General features: G+C 64.3%; 18 protein-coding genes and 2 pseudogenes. 8 read left to right on the top strand and 12 right to left on the bottom strand.

All coding sequences use genetic code 11. The features are described from left to right. Positions 1 to 373 precede the first annotated feature (373 nt). Positions 374 to 1,321, top strand: coding sequence for an SMP-30/gluconolactonase/LRE family protein (locus DL519_RS00570; protein ID WP_190812418.1), 948 nt, complete (start codon positions 374 to 376; stop codon positions 1,319 to 1,321). 212 nt (positions 1,322 to 1,533) lie between these two features. Continuing rightward, a pseudogene (locus tag DL519_RS45335) lies at positions 1,534 to 1,653 on the top strand (cyclase family protein); the annotation flags it as partial. An 85-nt stretch (positions 1,654 to 1,738) separates the two neighbouring features. On the opposite strand, the gene DL519_RS00560 reads toward DL519_RS45335, so the two are convergent. Further along, a complete protein-coding gene (locus DL519_RS00560) occupies positions 1,739 to 2,173 on the bottom strand; it encodes a VOC family protein (RefSeq protein ID WP_190812417.1) in 435 nt (144 codons plus the stop codon). A 244-nt stretch (positions 2,174 to 2,417) separates the two neighbouring features. Further along, positions 2,418 to 2,609, bottom strand: a complete 192-nt coding sequence (locus tag DL519_RS00555; protein WP_190812416.1) for an Imm1 family immunity protein — start codon at positions 2,607 to 2,609, stop codon at positions 2,418 to 2,420. A 1,004-nt stretch (positions 2,610 to 3,613) separates the two neighbouring features. Here DL519_RS00555 and DL519_RS00550 point away from each other — a divergent pair. The 4 genes from DL519_RS00550 (at position 3,614) to DL519_RS45320 (ending at position 5,083) form a co-directional block, all read left to right on the top strand. Then, on the top strand, positions 3,614 to 3,904 hold the full coding sequence (locus DL519_RS00550) for a hypothetical protein (RefSeq protein ID WP_397544920.1): 291 nt from the start codon (positions 3,614 to 3,616) through the stop codon (positions 3,902 to 3,904). 81 nt (positions 3,905 to 3,985) lie between these two features. After that, positions 3,986 to 4,192 carry a hypothetical protein gene (locus DL519_RS45330; RefSeq protein WP_223838298.1) on the top strand — a complete coding sequence of 69 codons (207 nt, stop codon included), beginning with the start codon at positions 3,986 to 3,988 and terminating at the stop codon, positions 4,190 to 4,192. 40 nt (positions 4,193 to 4,232) lie between these two features. Beyond that, on the top strand, positions 4,233 to 4,442 hold the full coding sequence (locus tag DL519_RS45325) for a hypothetical protein (RefSeq protein ID WP_449619116.1): 210 nt from the start codon (positions 4,233 to 4,235) through the stop codon (positions 4,440 to 4,442). Further along, positions 4,439 to 5,083 carry a methyltransferase gene (locus tag DL519_RS45320; protein ID WP_223838297.1) on the top strand — a complete coding sequence of 215 codons (645 nt, stop codon included), beginning with the start codon at positions 4,439 to 4,441 and terminating at the stop codon, positions 5,081 to 5,083. The genes DL519_RS45325 and DL519_RS45320 overlap by 4 nt, the downstream gene beginning before the upstream one ends. A 123-nt stretch (positions 5,084 to 5,206) precedes the next feature. Here the strand turns inward: DL519_RS45320 and DL519_RS00540 are convergent, their stop codons facing one another. The 10 genes and pseudogenes from DL519_RS00540 to DL519_RS00490 form a co-directional block, all read right to left on the bottom strand. Further along, a complete protein-coding gene (locus tag DL519_RS00540) occupies positions 5,207 to 6,643 on the bottom strand; it encodes an acyl-CoA carboxylase subunit beta (RefSeq protein WP_190812415.1) in 1,437 nt (478 codons plus the stop codon). Positions 6,644 to 7,034: 391 nt separating this feature from the next. Beyond that, a complete protein-coding gene (locus DL519_RS00530; protein WP_190812414.1) occupies positions 7,035 to 7,274 on the bottom strand; it encodes an acyl carrier protein in 240 nt (79 codons plus the stop codon). A gap of 32 nt (positions 7,275 to 7,306) precedes the next feature. Further along, on the bottom strand, positions 7,307 to 8,329 hold the full coding sequence (locus DL519_RS00525) for a beta-ketoacyl-ACP synthase III (protein WP_190823660.1): 1,023 nt from the start codon (positions 8,327 to 8,329) through the stop codon (positions 7,307 to 7,309). 769 nt (positions 8,330 to 9,098) lie between these two features. Continuing rightward, entirely contained in the window at positions 9,099 to 11,804 is a 2,706-nt protein-coding gene (locus DL519_RS00520; RefSeq protein ID WP_190812413.1) for a DEAD/DEAH box helicase, read from the bottom strand. A 270-nt stretch (positions 11,805 to 12,074) separates the two neighbouring features. Next, positions 12,075 to 12,257 carry a hypothetical protein gene (locus DL519_RS00510; RefSeq protein ID WP_190812412.1) on the bottom strand — a complete coding sequence of 61 codons (183 nt, stop codon included), beginning with the start codon at positions 12,255 to 12,257 and terminating at the stop codon, positions 12,075 to 12,077. Between the two features lie 266 nt (positions 12,258 to 12,523). Then, complete coding sequence (locus DL519_RS00505) at positions 12,524 to 15,970, bottom strand: WXG100-like domain-containing protein (RefSeq protein ID WP_449619136.1); 3,447 nt, start codon at positions 15,968 to 15,970, stop codon at positions 12,524 to 12,526. 14 nt (positions 15,971 to 15,984) lie between these two features. After that, positions 15,985 to 16,263 carry a transposase gene (locus DL519_RS49605; RefSeq protein ID WP_223840177.1) on the bottom strand — a complete coding sequence of 93 codons (279 nt, stop codon included), beginning with the start codon at positions 16,261 to 16,263 and terminating at the stop codon, positions 15,985 to 15,987. 94 nt (positions 16,264 to 16,357) lie between these two features. After that, a pseudogene (locus DL519_RS49600) lies at positions 16,358 to 16,564 on the bottom strand (transposase); the annotation flags it as partial. Positions 16,565 to 17,246: 682 nt separating this feature from the next. Beyond that, positions 17,247 to 17,717, bottom strand: a complete 471-nt coding sequence (locus DL519_RS00495; RefSeq protein WP_190812409.1) for a hypothetical protein — start codon at positions 17,715 to 17,717, stop codon at positions 17,247 to 17,249. 10 nt (positions 17,718 to 17,727) lie between these two features. Further along, complete coding sequence (locus DL519_RS00490) at positions 17,728 to 17,874, bottom strand: hypothetical protein (RefSeq protein WP_190812408.1); 147 nt, start codon at positions 17,872 to 17,874, stop codon at positions 17,728 to 17,730. Here DL519_RS00490 and DL519_RS49595 point away from each other — a divergent pair. Then, positions 17,807 to 18,031 (top strand): hypothetical protein, encoded by a 225-nt coding sequence (locus DL519_RS49595; RefSeq protein WP_397545033.1) that lies wholly within the window; start codon positions 17,807 to 17,809, stop codon positions 18,029 to 18,031. The genes DL519_RS00490 and DL519_RS49595 overlap by 68 nt on opposite strands. Then, positions 17,964 to 19,157 (top strand): acyl carrier protein, encoded by a 1,194-nt coding sequence (locus tag DL519_RS00485; RefSeq protein ID WP_190812407.1) that lies wholly within the window; start codon positions 17,964 to 17,966, stop codon positions 19,155 to 19,157. The genes DL519_RS49595 and DL519_RS00485 overlap by 68 nt, the downstream gene beginning before the upstream one ends. Positions 19,158 to 19,175: the final 18 nt, after the last annotated feature.

Raw genomic sequence — 19,175 nt, 5'->3', positions numbered from 1 at the left:
GTGGAGGCTGCCGAGCAACGACACGGTCACGCGAGAACCAACAGCGGAAAACCCGCTGTGTCCACTGCGGACACCGGTGCATGGTTCGAACTCATTTGCTTCGAACTCATTTCTGCGCTGCCCGGCTGCCGCCAGGTCTCTTTTTGCTTCGGCCAGTGCGTCAAACGCTCCCAGCAACTGCGGGCACCTGTCACCTTCGTCGCTCCCGCCTACAACCGTCGTCGCGATCGGAGTAACGAAAACCTCCTACATATCTGCGCTTCTGTCACACCTAGTTGCCCAAACGGTAAAACTTCAGTGTCCTAACGGGCACGCCACGTGACCTTGCTCCCAGACTTGCACGAAAGTCAGTGACCAAGTGGAAGGACGAGCAATGGAACTCTTCGCGCAAGGGCTTTTCGCCCCGGAATGCCCGGTGATCTTGGACAACGGTGACGTCTTGGTGGTGGAGATGCGGCGGGACCGCAGCGCCGTCACTCGGGTAGATGCGGAAACGCGGGAACTGCACGCTATCACGCTGACTGGAGGGTTTCCCAACGGATTGCTGCGTGATGCGCAAGGCAAGCTGTGGGTCGGCGAAGCGCACGAGCACGCGCTCATCTGCTACGACGCGGAGGGCATCGAGGAAGTGCGCATCACGAAGTGCGGGGACGAGCCTTTCCGCTGGCCCAACGACCACGTCATCGGTCATGACGGTGCGATCTACATGACCGACTCCGGCGCGTGGGAACACGAAGTGCTCGACCCCGTGAAGATGACCCTCAAGCCTGGTTGGTGTGACTATCCGTTCGACGGCCGGGTGTACCGGATTGACCGGGCTACATTGGACGTTACCCGGATCGACAACGGCATTCGGTTCGCCAACGGTATTGCCTTCGACCGCCACGACCGGCTCTACGTGGCCGAGACCATTGGCGGGAATATCTACCGTTACGACGTTTTCGGCACCAATCCGCGGCGCGAGTTGTTCGGCAATGTCTGGGACGGCGTGGCGCCCGACGGCTTCATCGGACCGGACGGCATGAAATTCGGCGCAGACGGGCGCCTTTACTGCACGGTGATGGGTGCCGGGCACATCGTCGTCTTCGACGAGGCCGGCACGGTGGTGGAGCGTATCGAGACGAAGGGCAAGGCGCCGACGAACATCGCGTTCACCGAAGACGGACGGCACAAGATGTTCGTCACTGAGATCGCCAACGGTGCGATCGAGATGCATGACGTCCCGTGCGATGGTTTACCCATCTATCGCGACTCGGTCGTCATCCCGGCTCAAAGGGACGTCTCGCCCTCTCGCCACCGGGCGGCTACCAGCTCCGCGTGATCGGTGCTGGTGGACCCGGGGAGCTGTCCGGTGTCGATCAGCTCCTGACGGCGCCAGTTGTCGATGGTCTGAACGCTGAATTCGCGAGCGCGGAGGTGCGGAATGCGCAGGTTCGTTGGCATCTCGGTGCCTCTGCGGGCGGGGATCGCCTCGGACCCTCCGGAAACTGCCCGGAGATCGACTACCTGAACCACAAAGATACCGCGGCGGACATGGTCACCTACTTTCCCGGCGCACAGGTGGAAGACCTGCCGGATAGTGAGGCGTGGGCGGTCGAGCGCGTGCGGTTGTCCACGCACAACGGGACCCATTTGGACGCTCCGTACCACTACTCGGTGGTGATGAACGGCGTTGAACGCGCGATCACCGTTGACGAGGTGCCGCTGGAGGACAGAACGAGGACACGTTCGTGGCCCCTCAGTCGAGACAGAACTCGTTGCCCTCGATGTCCTGCATCACGATGCACGACTCGTTGTCGCCATCGGCAAGCAGTAGTCGCACGCGTACCGCGCCGAGCGCGACCAGTCGTGCGCACTCGGCCTCAAGTGCGGTGAGGCGCTCTTCACCCACGAGCCCGGTGCCGACCCGCACGTCAAGATGCAGCCGATTCTTGACGACCTTGCCTTCGGGAACGCGCTGGAAGAACAGTCGCGGGCCCACACCTGAGAGATCAATGCAGGCGAACGCTGAACCCTGATGCTCAGGCGGCAGCGAGCGATCGAAATCGTCCCAAGTAGCAAACCCCTCCGGCGGCGGCGGTACGACGTACCCCAACACCTCGCACCAGAAACGAGCGACGCGCTCAGGTTCTGCGCAGTCGAAGGTGACTTGGAACTGCTTGACCGACGCCATTGGTCCACCATAGTGGCGCGTGTTGTTCACCGAAACCCCGGATGTCATCTCCGCGCGGGTCGAGGTCTCGCGTGAAACTCATGGCCGCCGGAGCCGTGGTCTATGCCGTGGCGTCGTTGACACAGGCGCCGCGCGGATCCGCTCGGCGACGGTGTCGTATCGGGCGGGACAGTGGTGTGCGTCGTTCTCGGTGGAGATCACCCGCAACGATCCCGCCCCCGCCCGACCCGGTGTGACGGTGTATTCACCAGATCCCATCCAGATCCGGATCAGGCGCCCATTCGACGCAGGTCGGTCGTTGCCGGGTGCGCGCGAACTCACGCAGCGCCTCCTGAACCCGCGCGATGGGAACCTCAGCACCAGGAGACATCACCATCAAATGGCCGTCCATGGTGAAGTAGTCGACGTGCTCGGTATTCGTGCCCTCAGCGGGCACGAATACCGGACGTGGCGTCGAACCACATGAACGCTCCGGTCGTGCCGCGCACACCGAGGGTCAACGTGGGCGTGTCCTCGCCGGGCTCGTGCTTAAAAACCAAGTCAGGCAGGCTCGGAACCTTGGCGCTCTTGATCGGGCTCGGCGAGACCGCAGATGATCTCTTCGATGTCCATCTCAGGGGTGCGGAGAACTTGCCCGTAGTTAAGAACGTCGGCCCCCGAATCGCTCATTAGGCAACGAAAGTTCCGCGCGAGGAGTGGGTGAAGGCATTCTGCGGAGCAGAAGCCGCGCGGCGGAGCTGCACGATCGGTCCGAAGTGCACTGGCCCCGCGAGGACCCTCACCACCCGCCTGCGACCACCCGAGGACGGCGCAATTTCGCGAGAAATTGACCGTCACCCGGGTGAACGTCAATTTCTCGCGAAATTGACACACTCCTCGCCCAACCGAAGGAGAACCACCGATGTTCTGGATTCAGCTCGGCACGTTCGTCCTGTTCAACCTGCTGATCCTCGCCGCTCGCCACCCTGCTGCCCCAGACCGGGCCGGTGCGGTGAGCAGGACCAGCCAGCATCAGGGGCCTGGTAGGCCTGGCAGTCGTTGCGAATGCTCGGCCACGGGACGGGGATCGCGATCAGGCGGTCCGCACATCGGGCTACAGTATACTGTAGCCAATTGCCCCGAAAGTGTCGATAGCGACGCCACAGCGATGAAACTCATCTACCTCTGACTGCGGAACATCACCAGCCACAGAGGAGGACCATCAGGAACCGGAACGTGGGGATGGAAAAAAGCCCTTAACACACTGGTCGTCCTCTTCCCAGGACGCATCCCACTCAACTAAACCAACAAGATCAGCTCCGTCCGTGGCTTACACGGAATTCGTGACAGGGCCGCCTAGACGCCGCCATCCTTCCTGCCGTCCCACGTGACCAGTTCCCCGCCCAGACCCTGGCCGCCGCCCTCTACCTGGACTCCGGCACTCGCGGCGCCGAACGCGGCGTGGTCTCCGCCGGCCGCGACCCGGGCACCGGTGAAAATAGGCATCCCAGGCTGGAACTGCTGCGGCTGACCATCCCGCGCCGGGTCTACACCCGCAGCCACCTCGACGTCGTCGCGGACAGCGTCATCCGCACCGCCCAGCACAGCCGGACCGTCACCACCGGCCTGTCCTTCACACACGAACCCGCGACCCTGCGCTTCTTCCAGGCCCGCTTCGCCCCAGTGCCTCAGGACTCGGGCGACGGGATCGCTGGACCGTATTCCGCGCTGACAGCGGCCCCGACAGGCTGACCGTCAGACCAGCAGCAGCTGGACGCCCACTACATCCGTCTCTGACCCAGCCGCGTCGATCACACCCAAGGAGCAAAATCCATGACCATGCCAGGGAAATCCATGACAGCGAAAACGACCACCAACGTCAGTCCCATGCCTTTGATGGAGCTAACGTCCGGGGTTTATGCGTTCAAAACCATGGCATTAGCCGACCAACTCGGCCTGTTCACCTCCCTGGCCGGAGGGCGCCACACGACCGTGGCGGAATTCGCCGCCCAGCACGGGGCTCGCCACGCGCCCCACTGAACTACTCCTCACCGCGTGCACCGCCCTAGGCCTCCTCGAATTGACCGACGGTCACTACCGCAACACCGCGATGTCCGAGGAATACCTGGTCGAAGGCACGCCATACTACTTCGGCGGATGGATCAAGGTGGTGGACCGGCACGAGTACTCGGCATACCAGGAGCTGGAGACCTCACTCCGCGGCAACCACCCCACCACCTGGGACGTCGTCAAGCAGGAGTCGCTGTTCGCCCCGACGACTCGATCATGATGGAAACCTTCTGGGACGGCATGTACTCGCTGTCCTGCTATACCGGCGCCCGATTGGCCACGACATTCGACTTCGCCCAGGTGCGACGGCTTCTCGATGTCGGCGGCGGTGGGGCGGCGTTCGACATCGAACTCTGCCAAGCACACCCCCACCTACAGGCGACCGTGTTCGACCTGCCGTTCGTGAAGGATCTTACCCTCGACCGGGTAAGGTCGGCGAACCTGGAAGACCGGATCGACTTCGTCGCCGGTGACTTCTTCGCCGACGCACTGCCCGACGGGTACGACGCGATCCTGCTGTCGAACATCCTGCACGACTGGAACGAAGCCGACGTCCAGCGAATCCTGGCCACCTGCGCCAACGCCCTCGCCCCAGGAGGGCACCTGCTGGTGTGCGAATCCTTCGTCAACGACGACAAATCCGGTCCCGCAATGGCCGCGCTGGTGAGCCTGAACATGCTCGTGGAGACCTGGGGACGCAACTACACCGCGGCGGAATACTCAGCCTGGATCCGCGAAACCAACCTGACGGTGGAGGGTGTGCGTCCCCTCGACAGCCCGGGCGCCAGCGGTGTGCTGGTGGCGCGCAAACCGTCGTCGCCGTTCCCTGCCCCGCGTCGGACCTCCGCCACTGGTACCTGACCGGGAGTCCACTGAGGACGATGGAGGGCCGCCTCTCGGTGCGGGGCGGCCTTCTTACCGGTCAGGGGTCGTGAGTGGTCGTTCCGGCAAGAGCCGGATTTGTCACTCACGAGCCGCAGCCGGTCACAGCGGGATGTTGCCGTGCCAACCGCGGCCTGCGGGGGCAGCGGCCAGTGCTTCGGCGACCCGGCGACGGGTGGTCTTCGGGTCGATCACCTCGTCGACCACACCGATCGACATCGCCCGGACCACCCCGCCGGCGACCCGCTCGTGCTCCTCGGTGAGCTTGGCCTGCAGCGCCTCGCGCTCCGCCTCGGGCGCGGCGGCCAGCGTCTTGCGGTGCAGGATGCCGACCGCGGCCTTGGCACCCATCACCGCGACCTCCGCTTCCGGCCAGGCGAACACGGTGGTCGCGCCCAGCGAGCGGGCGTTCATCGCGATGTACGCGCCACCGTAGGACTTGCGGGTCACCAGCGTCACCCGCGGCACCACGGCTTCGCCGAAGGCGTGCAGCAGCTTCGCGCCGCGCCGCACCACTCCGCCCCATTCCTGGCCGACCCCGGGCAGATAGCCGGGCACATCGACGAGCACCAGCAGCGGCACGCCGAACGAGTCGCACATCCGCACGAACCGGGCGGCCTTCTCCGCCGACAGCGAGTCCAGGCAGCCACCCTTGCGCAGCGGATTGTTAGCGATCACACCGATGCTGCGGCCGCCGAGCCGACCGAGGCCGACCACGATGTTCGCAGCCCACTTGGCCTGCAGCTCCTCGAAGTCCGCACCGCCGTCGGCGCGGGCGTCGAGGATGCCGCGGATCACCGGCTTGACGTCGTAGGCACGCTGCGGGCGGTCCGGCAGCAGCGCACGCAGATCGTCGGCGCCCTGCACGGAATGCAGGTCGAACATGCCCGGCCTCGCGAACAACCCCGTCAGCCGCCGCGCCCGCACGTACGCGTCGGTCTCGTCGTCGGCGACCACGTGCACCACGCCGGACTTGGCGCCGTGCGCGGAGATACCTCCCAGACCCTCCTGGTCGATCTGCTCGCCGGTCACGCTGCGGACCACGTCCGGTCCGGTGACGAACACGCGCCCGGCTGGGGACATGATGACCACATCGGTCAGCGCCGGGCCGTACGCGGCGCCACCGGCGGCCGGGCCCACCACCACCGAGATCTGCGGCACCCGACCGGACGCGCGGATCATCGCCGCGAACATCTGGCCCATGCCATCCAGCGACTCCACCCCCTCGGGGATGCGGGCGCCGCCGGAGTGCCACACGCCGATCACCGGGCAGCGCTCCCGCACCGCCACATCGATGGCGTCCACGATGTGCCCGCAGCCCTCGGCACCCAGCGCGCCACCCATCTTGGTGGCGTCGCTGCAGTAGACGACCACCTTCGTGCCATCGACACGGCCGCGCACCGCGAACATCCCGCTGTTGTCGCGCGGGTGCAGCGGCTCGATCGACTCCGGATCGAGCAGCTGATCCAGCCGCACCTCGGGATCACGCGGATCCCGTTGCTGCTGCACGATCTCCGGCCGGCTGGCCACTGCGGTCATCGGATCCTCCGGGAAGTCGGTGTTGGGCGCTCTTTCGAGGTTCTCGGGTTCCTGCGGGTCAGTGGCTCTTGAAGGGCACCGGCGGCTAGCGCTTGCGAAGGGGCACCTCCGACCAGGTTCACCACCCGATGAGGTGGGTTCTTCCGCAATTTCCATTGAAATCGAACCTTCGATTTCAATGGAAATTGCGGGTTTCGCGACGCGCACCGAGACTTGCGGCGGGATCGAAATCCGGTACGCGGCAGGAAAAGTCGACCTGGAGTCCGGCCAGCTCAGGCGTCGGTGGCCGCCGTCGGACAACCTTCGGCGACCTGCTTCCAGTTCTCCTCCACGCCGATCCCCGCGGGCGTGATGAGCCCGAGGCCGGTGACCGCCACCGCGAATCCGGACATCAGACGGTCACTCCCTTTTTCTCCAACGCTTCGAGGATGTCAGTCAACGTGGCCATTTTCTCCATCTCGGCATCGGTGACTTCAACCCCGAAATTCTGCTCGAGCAATTGACCTAGTTCTACCTGCGCCAATGAGTCGAGGCCCAGGTCGTCGAGCGAGGCGTCGGGCCTCAGATCCGAGTTCTCGACATCGAACCAGCTCGTCAGCAATTCGCCGAGTCGAATGTACAAATCGCTCATCACGGTCTCCTTCTGGATTCAATGCGAAAAATTCACAGTGGACTGTCTACCGGAATGTTCGGCCACACCAAGACTGTGGAACCCCAGGACAATCCCGCCCCGAATGCGGTGATCAGCACCCTGTCCCCCGGGCGCAGCTCGCCGCCAGCGGCGGCGCTGGCCAGGACGAGCGGGATGGACGCCGATAGGGCGTTTCCGACTCGATCGATGTTGATCAGAACCTTCTCCGACGCGATACCCAACCGTTTGGCGACGGAGGTGAGGATGCGGATGTTGGCCTGGTGTCCGACGAAGCGATCCACCTCCGTCAACGACCAGCCGGCACGATCGAGCACGGCAAGTGACGATTCCGTCATCCGGGCAATCGCCTGCTGATAGATCGCCCGTCCGGCCATCGATAGATACCAGTCCTCGGTCGGCACCTCGCCGTGACCGAGCCCGGTCGCGGACCGCTGCCGTGAGCCACCACCTTGGATGGCCAGCAGATCCGCTTGCGCGCCGTCGCTTCCCAGGTCGAACGGTCCGATCGCGCCCGGCTCATCTGGGTTTCCGCGACGCAGGACCACCGCCCCGGCTCCATCTCCGAAGATCGGTGCGGTGGTGCGATTCCCCGGGTCGATGAACGTCGAGAACGCCTCGGCACCAATGAAAAGGACACTTTCTGCGACGCCGGCGCTAATGAGCCCGGCGCACGTGGCAAGGCCATAGACGAAGCCACTGCACGCAGAGGTCAGGTCGTAAGCTGCGACGGGGCCCAGCCCAAGCCTCGACGCCACCTCCGGCGCTCCGGCCGGACAGATCCGGTCTGGTGAGGTCGTCGCGACAACGACCGCATCGACCCCGGGCGCCCCGGCTGCTTTCAGCGCCCGACCGCCGGCCTCCACCGCCAAGTCCACCGTCGCCACACCGTTGGAGACGGCCCGACGCTCCACAATGCCCGTGCGGCTCTCGATCCACTCCTCGGACGTGTCCAGCCTCGAGCACAAATCGTTATTCGTGACAACCGCGGGAGGCAACCATGCAGCCAATCCCGCGATAACAGCGCTGACTGCCATCCCGACCAACTCCGTTGCTAAATGAATTGATGGTTCCCACCTGAGACGATTGAGCTTTTTCACGCTTTTGACGTGCGACGGAGGGGAGGGTGGATTTGTGCCACTCCAAATACATTCCTGGGCCAGCCCTCGACTCCACACGGCGCCTGAAGTTTATCCATATCGGCGCGATCACTGCGCCATATAGAGGCACTTTCGGTCATCTATGCTGCACGAAAGTACCGCCCGGCATGCAAACCTGTGAGTGCGGCGCCTCGGCAACTCTGGACCACTGCAACCGACGACCAATGTGGACCTCTGGAAACCGCGCGAGACCAAACCCCAGGTTGAAGACTTTGCGGACTCCTCCGACGTCGCACGCGTTGACGGTCTTGACCGAATCCGTCAACTGGCTGCCCGAAATGGCCGACGATGGTGCCTGGACAACTCTTGTTGCCAGTGCTGCGTCCCGGCCAGTATTGCTCCGGTCAGCTCGTGACCCGGCTGTCTCCTCCTGTCACACCTCCCCCCGGCAGGAGGAGACCCTTCGGGGGCCGGTCAGCGGTAGCGTAACCGGCCCCCGCGGGAGCCCCAACGGCAAACCCATCGCATGGCAACTGCCTTATTCGGATACTTTTCGATCGCATCGATGTACTTCAGGACTTTTCCCCGCAGCCAAGCTCTTGATTCGAGGCGAGGTCGCCGGACGCTCTTGCGGGCGACCCCATCGCTGCAGTGTCGGTGGCGGGCTATTCCGCGCGGTCACACCTGACGCGGGGCTGCACTGAGGTCACTGATCAGAGCCGTGCTTGATGCCCGAGTAGGCGGCGAGCCAGCCCGTGGCGCAGTAGTCACCGCGCCGTGTGAACAGGGCGATATCAGCGTGCTCCTCGGAAGTGTCCGGCAGAGCGGGTAAGACTGCTTGCCCAGTGTGCAGCATCGCGGTTGCGCGCTTCGTCCCCGCCCAGGTGGTGGCGATCGATCCGACGGGGCCTTTCGCTCTGCCCGTGCCACTTTCCGAGCAGAGGACGGCTCCGGTAGCGCGCTCGCGCAGCAGCGCTACGTAGTCGTCCTGTTCGAGGCGGCAGCCTTGCGGTCGGCTGGTGGATTCCCAGTCCGGCCTTGTGATTCCGCGTGCGGTGGCGGCTTCCCACAGCTTCGGGACCGCGTCTTCGGCGTGCAACGGTGTTGCGATCTGTTCGCACATCCACAGCAATCTGCCGGCTCCTCGTGGCGGTTGGCAGCGCCGCCAGCGGATGCGCCTGCTCAGATCGGCAGCGACGATCGCACACCACGGATGGAGGGTACGGAGATACCCTTGGGTGCCCAGCCAGTGCAGGTACCGCGGTGCTTCTTCGAGCACCGGATACATGGTCGCGTATGGGATGCCACCGATCTGTCGAGCGCGCGCGTGAAACGCGGAAGGCGTGTTCGCGGCGGTGAGCAGCGTCGCTTTCGCCAGATCGCCGGGCGCGTAACGTCCCTGCCCGGTTCCGACTGGGCGAACGTCGTCGTGGAGCCGTCCGTTCGAGTCGATCAGTCGCAGGACCGTGGTTTTCAGGTCTTCGCTGATCGAGGCCTGGGTGATTTTCGGAACAATTGTGGACAACGCGCCGATGAGAACCTGCTCGGCAACTTCGGCGTCGGCGGGCACCGGCTCGCCGGCGAGCGCTTTGCGGAGTTCGTGTCCGACCGTAGTCGACACCATGATGCGCGCGGTGACCGTGCCGAGTTCGGTTGGTGCGAGCGCGACGTCGTCGTCGGGGGTGCAGGTGGCGCTCAGATAGCCGCCTTCCACCAGGAAGTCGACGGCATGCCGGAGTGGGGCGAGGCTGTGGCTGCCCTGGTGGTGGGCGAGCGTCTGCACCCACCACTGCTCGGCTTCCCGGAGCGAGTGGATGCGTTGTTGCACCGCTTCGGCGAGGATGTGGTCGGGAAGGCTCGACTGGATCTGCGAGTCCACCGTGTGGCCTCGGCTCAGCCGGGCCTGCCAGTGCGGCCGTTCGGTTTCGTTGACGATCAGGAAGGCCCAGCCTTGGTTTTCGCCTGTGCCCACGCGTCCCGCTCGACCGAACATCTGCTGCACGGTGGCGACATCGATGTTGTTCAAGCCGACCTGTGTATCGCGAACGACCACCGCGCGGGCCGGCAGGTTCACCCCGGCCGCAACCGTCGAGGTCGCCACGAGCACGTCGAGGTCGCGTTGCCGGAAGGCTCGTTCGTCGTCATGCCGGTGATCCCAACCCTTGTAATGCAAGCCGACCCGCGCCTGCCGGCATGCGGTGTGGAGCCGGTCGAGGTCGTCCGGGTGAACGCCATCGATGTTCGCTCCGCGGCTGCCTGCGATGATCAGCGCGGTTTGGCGGACACCTCGCTTGCTGCCGCAGAACACGAGCACGCTCCCGCCGTCCGAAGTGAAGAGACCGGTCAGGGAACTGGCCAATCGGGTGCGGGCGGCCTCGCTCTGGCTCCAGTCCGAATGCGCCGAGATGGTGGGAAGCTGCCAGGTCAACCGGCTTGGCCGCCACACCGTGCGCACCAGCTCGGCGTGCAGCCAGGCTGCGATCTGTCCCGCGTTGGATACGGTCGCCGACAAACCCACGATCCGCGTCCGCGCATCGCCGTCTCTGACTCGGGCGAGCAGAGCTTCGAGGACCGAGCCCCGGGTTGGGTCCCCGAGCAGGTGGATCTCGTCGACGATAAGACAACCCACCGTCCCCAGCGCTTCCCGGAACGACGAGGCTCGGCAGATCGCTTCGAACTTCTCAGTGGTGGCGACCCAGATGTCGGCATCGCGCACGCGTTGGATATCGACGCTGTACTCGCCGGAGAGCCGCTCCACCCGCAGCCCGCCCTGGCGCCACGCGTCGAGTTCCTGGTTCAGCTCGTCGGTGAGGGATCGTTGCGGCACCAACCATGCTGCTTTGCGCCCGTGCTCCTTGATCGCGCGCAGGGCCGCCATCATCCCGATCACTGTCTTTCCGGTGCCTGTAGGCGCGACGACGACCACGTTCTCCTCGCCGTGCAGAATGTGCGGCGCTGCCTCGGATTGCGCTGGGTTGAGCATCCGGTGGGGCAGGAAGCCAAGCCAGTCCGATGGCACGAGTTCACTCGCAGGCTTGGACATGACCGGCTCGGAATCGATCGGCGCGTGGATGTTCCAAAATAGATCGAAGGTATCGCGGGCCGCCGACGCCGCCGGGCCGAACGCGCTTGGGAAAGTCCTCGGTGTAGCACGTGTCAGGTGGCATTCACCGCTGGTGACGGTCAACCGGCCGTTGTGCGCGAGGGTGCTGATGGTGTCCTGTTCGACGAGGTACCGCGCTGTCCGAACCGGAATACCATCGACGAGCAACTTTTCCTGAAGTGTTGCAAATTCGGCATGATCGGGAAGCATGACCCGGACGTCGACTCCCGGCGGATGATCCGGAATCGACGCATCCGGGTCGGTGATCTTCATCCAATGCAGCGGCGCGGAGTCGGCGGCTAAGGACATTGCCGAACATGTCCTCCCCGGCTAGCAGCGACTTCTTGATCGCCAGTCACGTTACCGCATGCCGAGTAGGGCCGAGCCACGTCTCGGCAGTCCGGATGCCAGCGTGCGTCGGTGCCCGGAACCGACGGTGCGGACAGGCTGGCCGAGTGCCTTCTCGGAACCCACGACTACCACGAGCCTCTTGGCGCGTGTGATCGCGGTGTAGAGCAGGTTCCTGGTGGTCAGCGGGATTACCACCAGGGATGTTCGCTGCCCGGGAGCTAAGGATCGTCAGTGCCCGAGATACCTGGTCAACGTCTGGAACTGTCGGTCGTTGCCGCCGATACCGGCGGTTCCCGCCGAGCCGAACGCCCCGCCGGCCACGCGCGAGTTGCGGGAGCTGGTGCGCCACCGCGCGAAGCTGGTCACGCTGCGCAGTGGCTGCGAGGCCAGCGTGCTCGCTGAGCTGGCCAAACAGGGCCTACGCATCCCGGTACCGGATCTGTTCGGGGTGCGCGGCCGAGCACAGCTGGCCACCGTTGCCCTGGACGCCGCGTACCGAGCCCGGGTGGACAGCCTGCGCCCTGGGATCGAAAGCCTCGATGTCGAGAGCAACACTTTTACCGGTCCGCTGGCCGATGAGCTGGCCGCACACCCCGGCTACCGAGCGATCCAGCAGATTCCCGCGGTAGGGCCGGTGCTGGCTCGGCCGGATTCGAAGCGTGTTTCGGGCCGAGTGCTCACACCACCAGAGGAGCGTCTTTGTTTCCGCGATAACCCTCGTGTCGGACAAACCTCACCAGGGAAATACCAGACAGAGAATTCGAATCTTCCTCGTACTCATACCACCCAATAATATCCTCGACCCCGATATGACGATAAAGGATTTCCCGCTCCCACGGAACCCAATAATTCTTATTCTGCGCTTTCAGGGTTTCCACCACGGAGATCCCAGTAACCGGCGGGTCGATCACGTAGCGGTAGAGAAGATTCTTGTGATGATAATTCGAATCCTCGGTCGTCGACACATATTGGTCGCGGGAGATCGCATAGGTGTGATCGTAGATAGTCGTTATCCTGTCGTTACCGCCGGCAAAGCCATTCTTCGTGACGTCCGCGGGAGCCCGGTCCGTAGCCTTGAACACACGTTCGCGGGAGACCTCCACGATACTGCTCCGGTCGCTTTCCGCGACCCATGCCAAGTCGACTCCCGACGGCTTGGAGCTCCCTGCTCCGGCGCGGATGCGTAAACTGTTGCCTTCCGTGCCGAGCTTTTCCGCCAGAGTCTGGGAGAGTTCGCCGGCCCGGGCATGGTTTTCAAGGCTGCGGTCGGGGTGCTGGGCAGCGACCAACGCCACCACATCCGCCAAGGGCACACGAGCATTCTGGCGAGCCAGACTACGGACATCGTGCGTGTGCCACACAATGCCCTTGGCGGCCACAACATCGCTGGGTGCCGCCACCGCCTTGGCATGCTCGATCTCCGCGCGCAGATCCGACTCCGACCAATCCGCCGCCGGCACCAGGCGCTCCTGGGCGGCATCCGCCTCGGACGTGGCCGTAGCCAGTGTCATGGGTTGGTCGCCCACGACACCCGATGCCGTCTCCGGGCTTGGCATCTCGCCGGATGTCAACGTTTCCGCCGTTGGAACGGCGGTGGATGCGTTCGCCAATGCCCCCAGATCGCCGCGCTGCTCGGCCGTCTGCTTCGACGCCGTCTTCCGCCGCGGCTCGCCCACAGGTTTGGGGCGAGACCCGTCCGCACGGAACCGCATCCATCGCGGGCCACGCTCGCCGTGCCCCGGGACCAACGCAACAACATCGCCGCCCAGTGTCCTTGCCAGATTCGACGCCTGGCGCCGGGATAGCACCACGCCGGAATTCGGGTCGACCTGGGATACCAGTAACACCGGCGTCGTACCAGTATCGCCAACGCTACTGCGCACCTGCGCCGCCGACACACCAACGGAAGCCGCCTCGGCGGGCACTGGCACCAGCACTGTGCCCGGAGGCAACCCCGACGGCCCCGCAACCCCAGCATCCGATGTGGGCGACACCTGCGATTCATCCACAGGCAGCAGCGGCTCGCCATCCGAACGATTCGAATCCTCTTGCACCACAACAACATCCTCATGTTCTGTGGACACAACATGGCCACTCGTGCCTGCTGGCGACGACTCGACATGCGCACCCGGAATCACCTGGTCTTCCAGCGCTTTTGATCGACCTCCCAAGAACACCGACGAGTCCAACGACTCCGGCGCATGACCATCGGGGCGAGGCGAATCCCCGTTTCTGACACCCGAACCCGCAGTGGAGTCCGCGCCGGAATCGACACCACGGCGGGTCGTGTCACCCAACGACTGCTCACGGCCCCCGAATACCGGCCCACCTGTCGGGTCCGCAAGGGCAGCAGGCGCGGTGGCCTTCGGCTGGGCAGCATCCGAAGGCAGACCGGGTGCACGAGGCGTTTCCGCCGACGGACCTTGCACGCGTGCCCCAAGCTTCACTCGCTGTGCCTGATCACCGGACCCACTTGGAACATCCGCACCAGGCACGCCATAGACGGCCTGATACGTGCCGACGATCGGGCTGTACGCCGGAGGCGGCGTACCCGCACGATCCTGCTCGAACTCTTGCGTCGTGGTCGTATACGCCGACGGTGGCGTACCCAGCCGGTCCTGCCCGAACTCTTGCGTCGTGGTCGTATACGCCGGAGGCGGCGTACCCGGCCGGTCCTGGCCGAAACCCGCCACGATCCACGGGGCCGTCGCATCGCCGTCATGCCGTGACACCGGTCTCATGCTCTGCCCGATGCTTTCCGGCTCACACAGCACGGATTCTTTGCCACGCTCACCCACCAGAGCGTCCGAATCACCAAGGATTCCAGCCTTTCCTGCCCCGACACCCTTCAACTCGCCCGGTGCCGAGAAAGCAGAATCCACATCAGACGCCTCCGACACCTCCGAGGTGTCTGACACCTCGGGCGAGTCGGATGGCCTGCCGAGGTCCGGGGAGCCAGGAGCATCGCCTGTCTGCGACTCGGAACCCTTCTCCCGCAGCAGGGTCTCCTCCCCGCCCACCGCATCACCATTCGCACTGCCCTTACCGCTGTGGCCGGTGTCGTTTAGGTATGGGCTCGGGCCTTCCGGCACCAGCTTGCCCCGCAACGCCAAGCCCGCCACTGTGCCCACACCACTGAACACCGACTCGAAGAAGCCCGCTGTCACCGAGAACGGGTTCCACGTCACCGCCTGTCCCGTCGCCGACTGATACCCCACCTCCCCGAACAACTCCGACAACGCATTCTCCAACGTCTCCCCCACACCATGCCCGAACCGCGCCGACCACATGCCCCGCACCGACATCCCCGCATAAACATCCAAATGCTTCGCCACCACATCGGCGAAGCGCGCCATCGCCGACACCGGATACAACTCCGCATGCTCGGCCACCGCTTTCCTTGCCGCCGCCTCCAGAATCTTCTCGTCCACCTCATCGCCCAGTCCCCGCACCAGCACCTTGGTCAATGCGTTGCTGACCAGACCGCCCACCGCCGACAACGGCAGCGACACCAACGCCGAGAACGCCCCCATTCCCGCCGCCTGCTCGCTGAGCTTCCCGTCCCACTTCTCGCTGGACTTCTCACCCAGCATCTGCAACTGGGCCTGCATATCCGGTACCACGTTGAACGCCACACCACCGGCCGCCGCCATCGCCAACCGCTTGAACAACTGGCCCCACCACCGCGACAACAACATCCGCATCACCGCCATCCGCGCCGCCAGCCAGGCCATCGACGCACCACCGGTCGCCGCCGCCGAATACACCGCCCATGCAATTTCTAACGCCAGCAACTCCAAACTATGGATCGTCACCAGCTTCAAATACCGCACCTGCCGCGCCAGATCCCGCACGAACACCGCCAACTCCCGCAACATCCTCTCACCCGAGGCCAGCAACCGATCGAAAATCTCCAAGCCCCCCGCGAACCGGTCCGCCGCCTTACCCGAAAACTCCGTCCGCACCTTCCCCACCAACTCCGCCACGAACGCCCCTACCTCCCCCACCCCCACCGCACCCGACTCCAACGCATCCGCCACCGCGAACAACCCACCCTCATCCGCATCCGTCATATCCTCACCCGTCAACACCTGAAAAAGCCGCCGCACCCCCTCCGGCACCATGATCGACGAAAACATCACAACCACCCAACCCCAACGATTCTGTCGCCTATTTGATAGTTATGCGGCAAGGGTGAGATCGAGCCTGGCGAGGTTGCTGGTGCGTGTCCGGCCGGTTCGGGCCGCTCGACCGCGTTGTGAATGTCGCGTGGGCGCAGCATCAGCTGCCGACCCCTGCGGGTGGATCGTGTGCACGGTGGGCGGACCGGACACGTTTGACCAGCCGTGACCGGGAAGCGCACCTCGAACGATTCCCGGCCCCGTTCGGTGTATCCCGACCAGGTCGTGTTGGTCATGCTTTGTGGGCAGGTGACCTGCTGGTTGTCCCCTGGCGTTGACCAGTCCCAGCTCCGAGGACCGGGCCAGCAGCAGATCCAGCGCCTTCTCCGCCAGCCCGTGATCGATCAACCGCTGCCGAAACCCCGTCAGCACGGTGTGATCGAACCCCGGACAAGGCAAGTCCAGACCAAACGCGTATTTCCAGTCGATCCGTGCCCGCACCGCATCAGCGGCCTGTCGGTCGGTGCGGTTGTCTGCGAACTGCAGCACCGTGTGTTCATCCGCGAAGAGGCCCGGCAGCTCGTCACGGACCCGCATCGCCAGCGAGTCCGTGGGAAATGCCGCCCGCACCACCGCCACGGTCTGCTCAGGACCCTCCGGGCACGGACGCGGCTGCATTGACATCACCCGATCCCTCCCGCAGCCGAGACGGGGACCGGCCGCAATCGATCACCGTCCACCCAAGAGATTCACCGCGCCCAAGCCGGTCCACAACCAGCCCACCCGAAATTAGAACCCAAGACAGCACCAACAGGCACGGAAACTACCCCTTTGCACCTGGATCGGGCCGCGATGAAAGTGGTAAGCATGGCTGCGGTGGAGTTGTTCGGGCAAGGCTTTGCGCAGCCCGAGGTCGCACGGCCGTTGGAGACTTCGCCGCAGAACGCTCATCGCTGGCACAAGAAGTGGACGCACGGTGGCGGGAAGCGCTGGCTAGTGTGGGGCCGCCGCGCAGGACGCCGGAGATCGACGAAACGGGAGCTCGAGCGTGTTAGGCAAGCCTTGCCAGCGGGTGCACGTGGGTTCGATCAGGATCTCTGGACTCTGCAACGGATCGCCACGGTGATCGAACACGTCACCGGGTTACGGCACCACCCGGGCAGGTCTGGTCCGTCTTGCGTGACCGACTGGGCTTCAGCGCCCAGCCTCCGGCTCGCCGAGCCGTCGAACGGGGACAAAGACGCGATCACGACCTGGATCGCTCAAGACTGGTCCAGGATCAAGAAAACGCCGCCGCACGCAGGGCGTGGATCGTCTTCTTCGACGAGTCCGGACTGTCGCTGACACCGACCGTCAGCGAGTTGGGTGATTCCACTACGTCAGCCACGGTCGTTCTCCTCTTCTCCGGCGCATACCTGCACGTTCCCACCCGCAGCGTGGTATCCGAGACCCGGCAGAAACAACCTCCACTGTGGATTCCGCCGTTGATCGACATGATTTCCCGCACGGTGCACGCTCGGCCATTGCCGAACGACGTGCCCCGTGGCACAGCCACGAAGTGGGCACGCAGGGCCGCCACCGTCGGCCCAGTGCACTCGTAGCCAGCCGACGCCGCGTGCTGATTGACGATGGTGACCAGTTCGTCGTTGGTGTAGTCGGCGAACTGGACCCGATGGGAGAACCGCGAGGACAATCCTGGGTTGGCGGCCAGGAATTCTTCCATCCGAGCGAACGCGGAACCCTCGGACACGCCGGTGGTGTCACTCGTAGTCCGAACCGGCCACGCTGCCGCCGGTCACGTCGCTGCCGCTGGTGCGCACCGACTTCTCTGGCGACGAGGTGTGGGCCGTGACCGGCAGCGAGGCGACAGCACCACGGACACTGTCCGGCGGCCACATCTTCAGCACGGACGTGGATCCGGTCGACGACGTCAGTTTCGACGGGCTGACCGCAACCCAACCGTGCCAACTGGTACCGCCCCGGCGCGGAATGGTCGTTGCTGCTCGTCGCCGAGGGGATCACCATGACCTCCGCCGAGCACCACGGGCTGGTCATCGATCTTGATGAGGACAGCCTCGGGCTGACTTTCCGCGCCACTCCGGCAGCGATTCAGGAGATCGAGAACAACCTGTCCCTCGGGAACATGGCTTGGGAAGGCTTCGCGCATTCCACAAATAACGACGGCGTGGTACGCCCGAAATTCGCGAGACTCGATCACCAACATCGACGCGGTCATGATGCCAGCCAGAGCTTTGTAATGGCAGGTGTTAGCTGGCTTGGAGGGTCTACCCGGCCCTGTTACATGGGGAATGCGGCGCCTGGCAACGCGGATCCGCCGTGCTCGCCGGCCACCGGCGCTTCCTACGCAAGATCGGTAACAGCATCAAAGCATGGGTCGTGCACCGGTGTGACGGACGCGGCTGGCCCACATAAAGTCGTTGAGATTACTTCGCTAACAAATGATTCCAGCAAGCATATGGCACCACAGTGCAACATGACAAGGTTCGATGGCACCGCTAGTGACGAAAGGGCAGTCACGAGCGTTTTCTCGGGCAAATCCGCTTGTAGGCCTAGACAACGCTCTGTATCCTTCCTACCAGCAGCGACGCAGCAGTACCTTGCCTCGAATGCGGGAACGGACGACAAGCGGCTTCGCACTGGTTCCCGCATAGACCGATCTTGGCGCATTGTCGCGTTCAAATCATCCGTCGCATTTCCGACGAAACTCTGGTCAAAACTTGCTGAACCCAAGGCGACAAATGCATTGACACAATATCTGCAACTAGCGTTCACCCACCGACCTCATGAACGCACCTTTGAGAAAAACACGTCTGAACCAGCATCCGTTCTGCCGTGGATGACTCGCAAAAGTACAAGCGACTACACAGACAGTAATCTCATCCAGGAGGATCGCATGCAAGAGACCATTGACGGCGCCCTTTTGTCCCGAAGCGCCGCGCGAACGATGCTGGAGGATCTTCTGCACGCGCAGAGCAAGGTCATCCCCGAGAGTGACGATCTCGCGCTGTCCGACCTGGGCTTCACCTCGCTGGACTTGGCTGAGCTCACCGTACGCCTCGAAGACCAGGTAGGTGGGGAAGTCGCTCTCGAGGCCGCGGCTATCCGGCCGCTGCGAACCGTGAGTGATCTGCTCGACCTTCTCGCCGAACTACGCCCAGTGACGCTATGAACTCCCCGTCGGCTGGCG

Source organism: Saccharopolyspora pogona (assembly GCF_014697215.1).
GTDB classification, from domain to species: domain Bacteria; phylum Actinomycetota; class Actinomycetes; order Mycobacteriales; family Pseudonocardiaceae; genus Saccharopolyspora; species Saccharopolyspora hattusasensis.
Note: the sequence above shows the minus strand (reverse complement) of the source record. Positions and strands in the feature narration are given on the sequence as shown.